The sequence below is a fragment of the Tistrella mobilis genome (genome assembly GCF_041468085.1).
Lineage (GTDB): Bacteria > Pseudomonadota > Alphaproteobacteria > Tistrellales > Tistrellaceae > Tistrella > Tistrella mobilis_A.
Window position 1 is genome coordinate 3,099,964 of the sequence record NZ_CP121017.1, and the last position, 13,088, is coordinate 3,113,051.

The 13,088-nt window shown below is 67.6% G+C and carries 8 protein-coding genes; 5 read left to right on the forward strand and 3 right to left on the reverse strand.

Annotated features, from left to right (window positions below; genetic code table 11):
- Positions 1–11: 11 nt before the first annotated feature.
- Entirely contained in the window at positions 12–3,110 is a 3,099-nt protein-coding gene (locus P7L68_RS19890; protein WP_372001001.1) for an efflux RND transporter permease subunit, read from the forward strand.
- Complete coding sequence (locus P7L68_RS19895) at positions 3,097–3,957, forward strand: 4'-phosphopantetheinyl transferase superfamily protein (protein WP_372001003.1); 861 nt, start codon at positions 3,097–3,099, stop codon at positions 3,955–3,957. Before P7L68_RS19890 ends, P7L68_RS19895 begins: the two co-directional genes overlap by 14 nt.
- Here the strand turns inward: P7L68_RS19895 and ybaL are convergent.
- Positions 3,875–5,608, reverse strand: coding sequence for a YbaL family putative K(+) efflux transporter (gene ybaL / locus P7L68_RS19900; protein ID WP_372001005.1), 1,734 nt, complete (start codon positions 5,606–5,608; stop codon positions 3,875–3,877). The genes P7L68_RS19895 and ybaL overlap by 83 nt on opposite strands.
- A gap of 340 nt (positions 5,609–5,948) precedes the next feature.
- Between ybaL and P7L68_RS19905 the strand changes: the two genes are divergently transcribed.
- The 3 genes from P7L68_RS19905 (at position 5,949) to P7L68_RS19915 (ending at position 9,907) form a co-directional block, all read left to right on the forward strand.
- On the forward strand, positions 5,949–6,368 hold the full coding sequence (locus P7L68_RS19905) for a hypothetical protein (RefSeq protein ID WP_372001006.1): 420 nt from the start codon (positions 5,949–5,951) through the stop codon (positions 6,366–6,368).
- 124 nt (positions 6,369–6,492) lie between these two features.
- Positions 6,493–9,036, forward strand: coding sequence for a protein translocase subunit SecD (gene secD / locus P7L68_RS19910; protein ID WP_372001008.1), 2,544 nt, complete (start codon positions 6,493–6,495; stop codon positions 9,034–9,036).
- Positions 9,037–9,118: 82 nt separating this feature from the next.
- Positions 9,119–9,907, forward strand: a complete 789-nt coding sequence (locus P7L68_RS19915) for a thioesterase II family protein (RefSeq protein WP_372001009.1) — start codon at positions 9,119–9,121, stop codon at positions 9,905–9,907.
- 3 nt (positions 9,908–9,910) lie between these two features.
- Here P7L68_RS19915 and P7L68_RS19920 read toward each other — a convergent pair whose 3' ends face one another.
- Entirely contained in the window at positions 9,911–11,380 is a 1,470-nt protein-coding gene (locus P7L68_RS19920) for an SPFH domain-containing protein (RefSeq protein WP_372001011.1), read from the reverse strand.
- The gene (locus P7L68_RS19925; protein ID WP_372006895.1) at positions 11,377–13,074 is read right to left on the reverse strand and encodes a cyclic peptide export ABC transporter; all 1,698 of its coding nucleotides are present in this window, start codon (positions 13,072–13,074) and stop codon (positions 11,377–11,379) included. The genes P7L68_RS19920 and P7L68_RS19925 overlap by 4 nt, the downstream gene beginning before the upstream one ends.
- Between the last annotated feature and the right edge of the window lie 14 nt (positions 13,075–13,088).

The following is a 13,088-nucleotide window of genomic DNA, read 5'->3' on the forward strand; positions in this document are numbered from 1 at the left end:
GAACGCCCCCTATGAAACTCTCCGATATCTGCATCCAGCGACCGGTCTTCGCGACCGTGCTGAGCTTCGTGGTTCTGCTGCTGGGCCTGGTCGCCTATGACCGGCTGTCGGTTCGCGAATATCCCAACATCGACCCGCCGGTCGTGAATGTCGAGACCACCTATCCGGGCGCCAGCGCCCAGATCATGGAAAGCCAGATCACCCAGATCCTGGAGGACAGCCTGTCGGGCATCGAGGGGATCGACTACATCACCTCGATCAGCCGTCAGCAGCAGAGCCAGATCACCCTGCGCTTCAAGCTGGACCGCGACCCGAGCGATGCCGCCGCGGACGTCCGCGACCGTGTCGCACGTGTCCGCGGCCAGCTGCCCGACGAAATCGACGAGCCGATCATCGAAAAGGTCGAAGCCGACGCCCAGCCGATCATCTATCTGGCCTTCTCCTCCGACCGGCATTCGCCGCTGGAGCTGTCGGATTATGCCGACCGCTACGTCAAGGACCAGCTGCAGATCCTGACCGGCGTGTCGCAGGTGATGATCTTCGGCGAACGGCGCTATTCGATGCGCATCGCGCTCGACCCGATCCGCGTCGCCGGCTACGGGCTGACGATCCAGGAGATCGAAGCCGCGCTCGCCGCACAGAATGTCGAGATCCCGGCCGGCACGATCGAAAGTGCCGAGCGCGAATTCACCGTGCTCTCGGAAACCGATCTGCAGCGCCCGGAACAGTTCAACGCCATCGTTCTGGCCGAGCGCGACGGCCACCAGGTCCTTCTGTCCGATGTGGGTCAGGCCTTCATCGGCGCCGAGGCGGAAGACAGCGCCGCGCGCTTCAACGGCAAGCCGGCCGTGGCGATGGGCGTGGTGAAACAGGCCACCGCCAACCCGCTCGACGTCTCGGCGGCGGTACGCGCCCGCATCCCCGAGATCATCGAGAACCTGCCCGAGGGCATGCGGGTCGACGTCGCCTATGACAGCTCGGTCTTCATTCAGGAATCGATCAACAACGTCTACGACACCATCATCGAGGCGGTGGTGCTGGTCATCCTGATCATCTTCCTGTTCCTGCGCTCGCTGCGGGCGACGCTGGTGCCGCTGGTGACCATTCCGGTCTCGCTGATCGGCGCCTTCTTCATCATGTATCTGCTGGGCTTCACCATCAACACGCTGACCCTGCTGTCGCTGGTGCTCGCCATCGGCCTGGTGGTCGACGACGCGATCGTGATGCTGGAGAACATCTTCCGCCATATCGAGGCGGGCATGTCGCCGATGCGCGCGGCCTTCAAGGGCAGCCGCGAGATCGCCTTCGCGGTCATCGCGATGACCATCACCCTCGCCGCCGTCTACATGCCGATCGCCTTCCAGACCGGCACCACCGGCCAGCTGTTCACCGAATTTGCCCTGACCCTGGCCGGCGCGGTGCTGATTTCGGGCTTCGTCGCGCTGACGCTCACGCCCATGATGTGCGGCGTGCTGCTGAAGCACCAGACCAGCCACGGCCTGTTCTACCGGATCATCGAGCGCTTCCTCGACGGCCTCACCCGTGGCTACCGGGCAACGCTCAAGGGCGCGCTCAAGGTCCGGCCGCTGATCCTGCTGATCGGCCTGGGTGTCGCCAGCGGCAGCTTTTTCCTGCTCAAGGCCCTGCCCGAGGAACTGGCCCCCTACGAGGACCAGGGCTTCCTGATCGGCTTCCTGATCGGCCCCGAGGGCGCGACGCTCGATTATACCGAGCGCTATGCCCGCGGGCTGGAAGGCATCTATGCCGGCATCCCCGAAGCCGAGACCTATTTCGTGGTTGCAGGCTTCCCGCTGAAGTCGCAGGGCATCAGCTTCGTGAAGCTCAAGGACTGGGCGGATCGCGAGCGCAGCGCGTCGGACATCGCAGCCTCGGTGATGCCCTCGATGTTCGGCGGCCTGCCGGGCGTGATGGCCTTCCCCATCCCGCCCGCCCCGCTCGGCCAGGAGATCGGCGAGAAGCCGGTGCAGTTCGTGGTGCAGTCGTCGCTGCCCTATGAACAGCTGGGCGCGCTGGTCGACAGGATCGTGGCCCGGGCGATGCAGAACCCCGGGCTGCAGAATGTCGAAACCGACCTCAAGCTCAACCGGCCGCAGCTGACCGTCTCGGTCGACCGGGCCAAGGCCGCCGATCTCGGCATCGGTGTCGACGTGATCGGCCGGACGCTGGAAACCGCCCTCGGCGGCCGTCAGGTCACCCGCTTCAAGCTGCATGGCGATCAGTATGACGTGATCATCCGCCTGGACGATCGCTATCGGGCGACGCCATCGGATCTGAACGCGATCTATGTCCGCTCGGCCACGGGCGACATGGTCCAGCTCTCCAACCTGGTGACGGTCACCGAGACCGTAGCGCCGCAGGGGCTGAACCATTTCAACCAGCTGCGCTCGGTGACGGTCGACGCCAATCTGGCGCCGGGCTATGCGCTGGGCGACGCCCTCACCTTCCTCGATCAGGTCGCGCGTGAGGAACTGGGCGGCCAGGCCACCACCGACCTCTCGGGCCAGAGCCGTGAATTCCGCGACAGTGCCTCCAGCCTGGTGGTGACCTTCGTGCTGGCGCTGGGCTTCATCTTCCTGGTGCTGGCCGCCCAGTTCGAAAGCTGGCGCGATCCGTTCATCATCATGCTGACCGTGCCGCTGTCGATCACCGGCGGCCTGCTGGCGCTGTACCTTTCGGGCGGCACCTTCAACATCTACAGCCAGGTCGGCGTGGTCACCCTGATCGGCCTCATCACCAAGCACGGCATTCTGATCGTCGAATTCTCGAACCAGATCCGGCGCGAGGGATTGTCGCGCAGCGATGCCGTGGTCGAGGCGGCGGTACAGCGCCTGCGTCCGATCCTGATGACCACGGGCGCCATGGTGCTGGGCACGGTGCCGCTGGCGCTCGCCACCGGTGCCGGCGCCGAAAGCCGCCAGGATATCGGCTGGGTGATCGTCGGCGGGCTGCTGGTCGGCACCTTCTTCACCCTCTTCGTGATCCCGACGGTCTATACCTATATCAGCCGCCGCGACATGAAGCCGATCGTGGAGGCGCCGAGCGATGCCGAACTCGCCGCCGAGGGAGCCCAGGGCCATGTCTCCCACTGACCATCCGGCGCCCACTGACCATCCGGCCGGGGCACCCGGGGTCGACCTCCTGGTCATGACCCTGGATGCCACCGATCCGGAGATCAATACCCGGCTCGCGCCCCTTCTCGACGACGAGGAGCGTGCGCGGGCCGCACGCTTTCATTTCGACCGCGACCGCCGTACCTATATCGCCGCCCATGCCCTGATCCGGTCAGTGCTGGCGGCGCGGACCGGCATCGCCCCCGCGGCACTCCGCTTCGCCGCCGGCGTGCGCGGCAAGCCCGATCTCGTCCCCGGCCAGCTGCCCGTGCTGGCCGATGGCCGGCCGGCGCTGCGCTTCAACCTCTCGCATACCCGCGAAGCCGTGGCCGTGGCGGTCACCACCGATCCGGGATGCACCGTCATCGATCTCGGCGTCGATATCGAAGCCGCCGACCGGCTGGGCGATTATGACGGGCGCATCGCCCGCAGCTTCTTCGCCGAAGACGAGGCGGCGGCACTCGAAACGCTGCCCACCGCGGCAGAGCGTGCGCGCCGCTTCCTCACCCTCTGGACGCTCAAGGAGGCGGTGATCAAGACCACCGGAGAGGGGCTGTCGCAGAAGCTCTCGGGCTTCAGCATCCGCTTTCCGGCCGGCTGGCCGGCGGAGGGGCTGCTGCCCGATATCGAGGCCCGCGATCCTGCCCCACCCGACGGTCTCGCCTGGCATCTGACCCATCAGGAACTGCCGCCCAGCGGCGGACAGGGCGGCCTGCATGTCGCAGCCGCCCTGCTCTCGCCTGTCAGGCAGCCCCGGCCCCGCTGGCGGCTGGTCCGTGCGGAGGCGGCGATGCTGCCCCGGCTTCATCCGCAAGCCGCCGGCTGAAGGCCCGAAGGATCATGCTGCGGGCGATTTCCTCGGGGTCGGTCACCACCTCGACGGTGCCACGGCCGGCGAGATAGGCGGCCTGATCGTCATCCTCGGCCCGCGCCACCACGATCAGCCCGGGATTGGCCGCCAGGGCCTGGGCAACCACCTGTCCGGCTTCGAAGCTGCGCGAGATCATCACGAACATCATCCGCGCCCCCGCCAGATTGGCGGCCTTCAGGATGTCCGGCGATGCGGCATTGCCCTGGACGCATTCGATGCCGCGCTTTGCCAGGTCAGCCGTACGGCCGGGCAGATCCTCGATGACCAGAAAGGGCAGGTCCCGGGCTTCGAGTTCGGCACAGATCCGCCGGCCGACCTGGCCATAGCCGACCACGACGACATGATCGGTCAGCGTCGTCGGCACCGGCGGCAGGTCGGGCGCGTCCTCGGGCCGCGCCGGCGGCAGCATCGGCTCGGTGCGCGCCCGCCAGATGTCGATCGCCCGGAACAGCAGCGGGTTGATCAGGATCGACAGGATGGCGCCGGCCAGAATGAAATCCTGCCCCTCGGCCGGCATCAGCCCCTGGGACACGCCCAGCGCCGCCAGGATGAACGAGAACTCGCCGATCTGGGCAAGGCTTGCCGAGATGGTCAGCGCCGTTCCCCGGCCATGGCCGAAGGCCCGCACGATGCCATAGGCCGCAAGCGACTTGCCGAAGACGATGATGACCAGCGTCGCCGCCACCGGCAGGGGATCCTCGATCAGGATCGCCGGGTCGAACAGCATGCCGACCGAGACGAAGAACAGCACCGCGAAGGCATCGCGCAACGGCAGCGATTCCTCCGCCGCCCGATGAGACAGGGTCGATTCGCTCAGCACCAGCCCGGCGAAGAAGGCGCCCAGCGCGAATGAGGCCCCGAAGAGTTCCGAGGCGGCGAAGGCCACCCCCAGCGCCAGGGCCAGCACACACAGCCGGAACAGCTCGCGGGAGCCCATGTGAGCCACCTGGTGCAGGATCCAGGGCACCACGCGCCGGCCGATCAGCAGCATCAGCGCCACAAACACCGCAACCTTGCCGAGGGTGAGCGCAACCGCGGTCGCAATCTCGGCAACCGACGGCGCGCCGCGGCCTTCCCCGGCCATCAGCGCACCGAAAGCCGGCACCAGAACCAGCGCCAGCACCATCGCCAGATCCTCGACGATCAGCCAGCCCACGGCGATCCGGCCGCGCTCCGTCTCGATCAGCCGGCGTTCCTGAAGCGCCCGCAACAGCACCACCGTGCTTGCCACCGACAGCGCCAGGCCGAAGACCAGGCCGGCCATGATCGTCCAGCCGAGGGCAAGCGCCAGCCCCAGCCCCAGCAATGTCGCCAGCCCCATCTGGGCAACGGCGCCGGGCAGCGAGATCCGCCGCACCGACATCAGATCCTTGACCGAGAAATGCAGCCCCACGCCGAACATCAGCAGGATCACCCCCAGCTCAGCCAATTGCGGCACCAGCATCTGGTCGGCGACATAGCCCGGTGTCGCCGGCCCGATCGCTACCCCCGCCAGCAGATAGCCGACCAGCGGTGAAATCTTCAGCCGCTGGGCGATCGCGCCCAGGACGAACGCAAGACCAAGACCGGCAACGATGGTGGTGACGAGGGGCAGATCGTGATGCATGCGGGGCCGGGTCTCCAGATTGCAGAATGGGGGGGATCCGCCGACGCAACCAATGGCAGCGGCCGTGGCGTAATGGACGGTAGCCGGACACGCGGACGGTGAGCGCACGGATGCCGGGCCGGCAGACAAAACCGGAAGCCACGGCACATGGGCCGTGCCATGCGCGGAGGGTCGCGGTGGGTTGAGGGAAGAAATACGGGTGAAGGGGAGTTGGCGAACGAAAGCCGCTTCCTTGGGTATATGGCGCAGCCCTTGACGGTTCAAGGACCAGACCCGATTTTATGATGGACTCCGTCCAGAAGCTTCGCCAGCAGGGCTGCCAGCCTCCGTGTCTTCCTCCATGCCTCAGGATCCGGACGACCCCGGCAGGCGGCCACTGCTGCCGTTGCTGCTGGCTGTGCTCGCCCTGCTCTGGACGGCGGGGGCCGTGGTTGGTGCCGCCCCCCGGCTGCCAGCGCTTCAGGGCGGCACACAGGCAGCCGATTTTGTCCATGGCGGGACCGGGCCGGGAACCCCCTTCATCCTGCCGCGCGATGCAGGGCCGGTGCTTCTGGCCGATCACGGCCGCAGCCCGACCCCGCTGCCGGCCCCGGGCGGTTCAGCCCTGCCGCCGCCGGCGGGCCTGCCGGCCGCGCGCCGCCCTGGCGTGCAGCGCCGACGCCCGCGTTTGGGGTCCCGGGACTGCCCGCAGGATCCGCGCCACACCCGCCCGGCCGTCCGCGCCCCGCCCGCCGGCCGGGGCCGCATCGCCGCCGCCTGACCGGCCGCCGCAGCCCGCACGTCACCGACATCTTTCGACCTTCCGAGACATCCAGTCCTCATGGACACGCGGATGCCCGTGCGTTGTGGCGCCCGGCTGACCGCGGCGTGTGGAGACCGGCTAGATGCGCACATCGCGCTGGCTGATCCTGAGCTATACCCTGATCATCCTGGTGGGGCTGTCTTTCGCCCTGCCCAATCTGCTCACCCCCTCCCAGCGGGCAGCCCTGCCCGACTGGCTGCCCTCCAGGCCGGTCACACTCGGCCTCGACCTCAGCGGCGGGTCCCAGCTGGTGCTGGAGGTAGATGCCGCCGCCCTGGTACACGAGACCCTTCAGTCGCTTGCAACCGAGGCCCGGGCCACGCTCGGCGATGCCGGGATCGGCACGGCTTCGATAAGCGTCGATGGCGACGGCGCCCTGCTGCACCTCGCCGACCCGGCGCAGCGTCCGGCTGCCGAGGCCGCGCTCGCCCCCCTGCTCCGCGCCGGGGGCAAGGTCACCGCGGTACTTGCCCGCGACGGTACCGGTGTCCTGCGCCTGACCCTCAGCGACAGCGCCCGCGCCGAACGCCTGAACGCTGCCCTCACCCAGAGCCTTGAAATCGTCCGCACCCGCATCGACCAGATCGGCGTCGCCGAACCTTCGGTACAGCGGGTCGGCAATGACCGGATCATGGTACAACTGCCGGGTGTGCAGGATCCGGCCCGGATCCGCACCCTGCTCGGCAGCACGGCGAAACTCGGCTTCCACATGCTCGCCGACCAGCCGGCGGCCGGCGCCCGCCCGGCACCGGGCACCCTGCTGCTGCCGATGCAGGACGGCGGCGACGGTGCGCCTCGCAGGCTGGCGGTCCAGGCGCGCCCGGCCCTCGACGGCGACCGGCTGGCCGATGCCCATGCCGGCTTCGATCCGCGCAGCGGCGAGCCGGTGGTCAATTTCCGCTTCGACGAGGCCGGCGCCCGCCGCTTCGCCGAGATCACCACGCAGAATGTCGGCCGCCCCTTCGCCATCGTCCTCGACGGCCGGATCCTGAGCGCTCCGGTCATCCGTGAGCCGATCACCGGGGGGGCGGGCCAGATCAGCGGCAGGTTCTCGGTGGCAGAGGCCGGCGTGCTCTCGGCCCTGCTCCGCGCCGGCGCCCTGCCCGCCCCGCTCAAGGTGATCGAGGAACGCAGCGTCGGCCCCGATCTGGGCGGAGATGCGATCCGCGCCGGCATCGTCGCCGGCCTTGCCGGCTTTGCCCTGGTCTGCGGCTTCATGGTGGCGCTCTATCGCGGCTGGGGGATGATCGCGAACCTGGCCCTGCTGCTGAATGTGGGTCTGACGCTGGGCGCGCTCTCGGCGCTGGGTGCCACGCTCACTCTGCCCGGTATCGCCGGCATCATCCTGGGGCTGGGGCTTGCGGTGGATGCCAATGTGCTGATCAACGAGCGCATCCGTGAAGAGACCCGCCGCGGCCGCAATGCCCGGGCCGCCCTCGATGCCGGCTTCAGACGGGCCTATGCGACCATCGTCGATTCCAACGTCACCAGCCTGATCGCCACTCTGCTGCTGTTCCAGTTCGGCAGCGGCCCGGTGCGCGGCTTTGCCGTCACCATGGCGCTCGGCATCCTGATTTCGATGTTCACGGCGGTCACCGTGGTCAGGATCGTCATGACCTGGATCCTGGACCGGCGCGGCGCGCTCCGCTCATCCACGGCCAGGCTGGAGATCGAGCCGCTGATCCGGCTGATGCCGCCCGGGGAGACCCGGATCCGGTTCATGCGCGCCCGCTTCGCCGGCATCGCGGTCTCCGCCGTGCTGTCGCTCGCCTCGATCGGGCTGTTCATCTCGCCCGGGCTCAATTACGGCGTCGACTTCAAGGGCGGCATTCAGGTCGAGACCTCGACCCAGGCCGATCTCGGCCTTCTGCGCGACCGGTTGGGCGGGCTGGGGCTGGGAGAGGTCGCCCTTCAGCAGACCGGCGACGGCGGCACGGTCCTGGTCCGGGTAGAGCGTCAGCCCGGCGGCGATGCCGCGCAGACCGCCGCGGTCGAAACGCTGAAGGCGGCGATCCAGGGCATCGATCCGGCCGCCGGTATCGAACGGGTCGACGTGGTCGGGGCCAAGGTCAGCGGCGAACTTGCCACCGCCGGTGTGCTGGCGGTCGTGCTCGCGGGTCTTGCCATGATGATCTACATCTGGTGGCGCTTCGAATGGCCCTTCGCCGTCGGTGCCATCGCGACACTGGTGCTCGACGTTACCAAGACGGTCGGCTTCTTCGCCCTCACCGGCATCGACTTCAACCTGACCGCCATCGCCGCCCTGCTGACGCTGATCGGCTATTCGGTCAACGACAAGGTCGTGGTTTACGACCGGATGCGCGAAAATCTGCGCCTGCACCGCAATCTGTCGCTTCGCGAGATGATCGATCTCTCGATCAACCAGACCCTCGGCCGCAGCCTCTACACCTCGGCAACCGCCTTTCTCGCCATGCTGCCGCTCGCCATCTGGGGCGGCAGTGCGGTGGAGAGCTTTGCCGTGCCGATGGTGTTCGGCATCCTGGTCGCGGCCTCGTCCTCGGTCTTTATCGCAGCCCCGATCCTGCTGTTCCTGGGCGAGCCGATGCGCCGGCGCAGCCGGTCGGCGATGATGGCGGATGGCCCGGAGCCTGCAACCACCGGGTGACAGGTCATCCCTCCTGAGGTATAGCGGTCGCATCCGGCCCGGATGCGGCCGCCTGTGCCGACGACACTGAAGGAGGGGTTTCATGCAGCCCATCGCCTCGCGCTGGGTCCAGCCCGGCCAGGATCGCTGGCTCACCGGTCCTGCCGGTCGCAGCGCCGCCCCCTGGCGGCTGCTGTGCATCCCCCATGCCGGCGGAGGCGCCAGCGCCTACCGCCCGTGGGAGGCCCTGACCGGCCCCGATGTCGAGCTTCTGGTCGCCCAGTTGCCGGGGCGCGAAAGCCGCTTCCCCGAGCCGGCACTCGACCGCGTGGCACCGGTGGTGGAAGGGCTGGCCGCGGCTCTCGGCCGCCTTGCGCCCAAACCGACCCTGATCTTCGGCCACAGCATGGGGGCGATGATCGGCTATGAGCTGGCCGCCCGGCTGGTGCGCGAGGCTTCGCCCCATGCACCGCAGACATTGATCGTCTCGGGCCGCACCGCGCCCGGCTCGACCAGCACGCTGGGCGACCTGCTCGGGCTTGATGATGCCGGCTTCGCCGATGCGCTCGCCGCCCGGTATGACGGCATCCCGGCCGCCCTGCTCGCCGATCGCGAACTGATGGCCGTGTTCCTGCCGACCCTCAGGGCAGATTTCCGGATGGTGGCCGATTATCGCCCGGATCCCACCGGCTGCCCGCGCCTGCCCTGCCCGATCCTGGCGCTGGGCGGCGCCGACGACATCCATGCCGCCCCGGAACGGCTGACCGCCTGGCGGGACTTCACCGCCGCAGGCTTCACCTGCGAGATTTTCCCGGGCGGGCATTTCTATCTGGCTGCCGATCCGGCGCGGGTGGTTGCGCGCGTGCTGGCCGCACGCACCACCGCCGGCTGACGATCAACCGCCGACGCCCGGCATCCCGGGCGCATTGCCTCTCGACCGGTCCACGACCGGCGCCGTTTCCGGCACCAGACCATAGGAACCGAAGCCCGCCGGCCCCTGGGGCGCGCCGTCGCTGCCGATCCCCAGCCAGCGACTCAGCTGTTCAAGGGTCACCGGCTCACCGGGCAGGAAGCCCTGGCGTACCGCGCCCGGTGCCGGCTGCGGCGATACCGTCGACGGTCCGGCGGTGCCGGGTGCCGCCTGATGTTCCGGCGTCGTCATCTCGGGCACGACGCCATGGCCGGTCGCTGCGGCGCCGGCCGGCGCCCCTTCGATCACCGCCGCGCTCTCGCCACTATCCATGCGCGTTCCCTGCGAGGGTGCGCCGGGCGGCGTGGCGGCAGCCCCCGACCGGCCGAGCGGATCGGATCCGACCGGCCGGATCTCCATGGTGCCGGTATCGACGTCGCCCACGATCACCGGCTGTGCGGTATCGCCACCGGCCGTGGGGGACCCCGCCGCCTGCGGCCCGGGGGTCGAACCGGGAGCCGCCGCGCGGGCGCCATTGCTGTCGATGCCGCCCAGGATCAGCGGCATGCCGCCCGAATCCTTGTTGCCGATCACCACCACCTTGGCATTGTTCGACTGGGCGAGCTGGACCGAGGCATTGATGCCGAGCCAGGTGAGATAATCCGGGATCTCCGCAGCACCGACCCGGTCGAACAGCATGCGGATGCCTTCGCCCTCGATCCGTTTGCGTTCGGCTTCCTTCTGCTCGGTCGCCAGGCGGTAGTCGTATTCAAGCTGACGCTGATACTGTTCCACCTTGCGCTCGATCGCCTGGGCCACCCGCTCGGGCAGATGGATCGCCTTGATCAGCACATCCTGCAACTCGATCAGGCCAATGCCCGGCTGGCTGTAATAATTGCCCCGCAGGAAATTCGCCTTTACGCCTTCATAGATCTCGTTCTGCACGATGGTACGCAGGTTCGAATAGAAATCTTCAGCCGTGTACTGCGAGATGCGACCACGGGCCACCGAACCGACTTCGGGAATGATGATCTTGTGCAGATATTCCGGGCCGACATTCTTATGCAGAATGCCGACATACTCGGGGTTCACCCGATAGCGGAATGAAATGGTGGTCGCAACCGTCAGGCCGTCGGCCGTGATGGCGTCATAGGTCTGGGTCACGGTCTGGAAGCGGACGTCATAGATCTCCAGCCGGTCCCAGGGCCAGATCACCTGCAACCCTTCGCCGGTCGGATTCTCGACATCAGTGCCGCCGAAGCGGTGCCAGACGACACCGGCGTGACCGGCCGGAACGGTGATGAACATCACCGGCCAGAACAGGATGACCAGCCCGCCGGTGAGCAGGATCGACAGGGTCAGCGACCAGAGATGGCGGCGAAGCCAGCCGCTGATCCGGCGGAACAGCCCCGGGCGCTCCGGCTCTTCGGTCATGTCCATATCGGCGACCGTCATGCCGGCTCCTCCCCATCTTCGTCGTCACGGGCATCTTCCACCCGGGTGGCATCGCCGCGGGTCTGGTTGTCGCGCCTGTCGACGATCCGGACCACGCGCCCTTCCTCCATCGCCACGCGGCGGTCGGCAACGTCGAAATAGCGGTCGTCATGGGTGATCGCGATCACCGTCTTGCCGCGCGCCTTCAGCATCGGCAGCAGTTCCCGATAGAATTTGCGCCGGAACTGCGGATCCTGATCTGCCGCCCATTCATCGAGCACCAGCACCGGCCGGTCCTCGATCATCGACACCATCAGCGCCAGACGCTTCCGCTGGCCGCTCGACAGGTCGATCGTATCGAACAGGTCGCCATCGAGCGCCACCTTGCCCCCCATCTCCATCAACTTGACCAGCGCATCGAACTCGGCCGCATCCGGCGGTTCGATGCCGTAAAGCCGGCGGAACAGATGGTAGTCGGCGTAGATGGCAGAGAACAGCGAGCGATAGGTCTCGAATGAACCGCGGGTGACCGGCTTCCCGTCCAGCCGGATCATACCCTTGTCTGCGTGATAGAGGCCGAGCAGCAGGCGGATCAGGGTCGACTTGCCGGAGCCGTTGCCGCCGGTCACGAAAATCAGTTCACCCGACCGGATGGTCAGGTCCACCGGCCCCACCCCGAAGGACACGCCCCCCACCGGCGCATAGGTGAAGGCGACACCGTCCAGCCGGATTTCCTCGAACGAGGTCAGGGTCTGCGACGGGCTGGTGGCCACCTCGGAAGCGGCGGCAATCTCGCGCAGCACCCGGTCCATGCGCATCAGATTGTCGGCCGCGGCATTGGCCATGGCCATCATCGGCACGGCCTGGATGACCATGCTGAGCGGGCCGACGATGAACAGAATGGCGGTCGCGGTGCGGACCACGGCCTCGGGTTCGGTATTGCCGAAGCTCGGCACCACGAAGACCACCATACCCAGCAGCAGGAAGATCATCGTCTGGCCGAAGACGAATTCATTGCCCGACTTCACCTGCATGTCGGCCTTGGCATTGCGTGCCTCGGCCGACAGCCGCGCCATGTCGCGCAGCAGGGCATCGCGCCGCGATGACGACAGCTTCACTTCCTTGAAGCCGTCGAGCACGTCGCGCATGCTCTCGAAAACCTGATTTTCCTTCATCATCGCAACCGGATACCGATTGCGCAGATCGATCAGCCGCCGGACGACCAGGAACACGGCGATCGCGATGAACCCCGTGCTCAACCAGAAGGCGGTGCGATCGGTGATGAAGATATAGATCATCGCAAGCGCGACCAGGATCACCGACTGGGCGGCGATCACCAGAAGGTTCGCCGCCTGGGAAATCGTCTGGGTGTCGCGGATAACGCTGGCCAGGATATTGCCGCGCCCCACCTGTTCCAGCGGCAGAAGATCGGATCGCGAAACCGCATCGATCAGGCTGCTGCGCTGGCGATGGATGATCTCCTCCACTTCGGTGGCGGTGATCTGCATCATCCGGCGCTGGCTGAGAACATAGACCGCGACCACGATGGCAAACAGCGCCACCGTCCGCAGGTCGAGCGCATCGTCGTAAAGCCCGGCGGAATTGTTGATGATCGCCATCACCAGCGCATTGCTGACACCGGCGAGCGCGGCGATGAACAGGAGGGTCGCCGGTTTCGCCGTCAGGTCACGGCGAATAAGCTCGATCAGGGGCATCGTCACCGGGCGGA

Coding starts and splice junctions, on each gene's coding strand:
- P7L68_RS19890 (WP_372001001.1), top strand. CDS start 12: ATGAAACTCTCCGATATCTGCATCCAGCGACCGGTCTTCGCGACCGTG.
- P7L68_RS19895 (WP_372001003.1), top strand. CDS start 3,097: ATGTCTCCCACTGACCATCCGGCGCCCACTGACCATCCGGCCGGGGCA.
- ybaL (WP_372001005.1), bottom strand. CDS start 5,608: ATGCATCACGATCTGCCCCTCGTCACCACCATCGTTGCCGGTCTTGGT.
- P7L68_RS19905 (WP_372001006.1), top strand. CDS start 5,949: ATGCCTCAGGATCCGGACGACCCCGGCAGGCGGCCACTGCTGCCGTTG.
- secD (WP_372001008.1), top strand. CDS start 6,493: ATGCGCACATCGCGCTGGCTGATCCTGAGCTATACCCTGATCATCCTG.
- P7L68_RS19915 (WP_372001009.1), top strand. CDS start 9,119: ATGCAGCCCATCGCCTCGCGCTGGGTCCAGCCCGGCCAGGATCGCTGG.
- P7L68_RS19920 (WP_372001011.1), bottom strand. CDS start 11,380: ATGACGGTCGCCGATATGGACATGACCGAAGAGCCGGAGCGCCCGGGG.
- P7L68_RS19925 (WP_372006895.1), bottom strand. CDS start 13,074: ATGCCCCTGATCGAGCTTATTCGCCGTGACCTGACGGCGAAACCGGCG.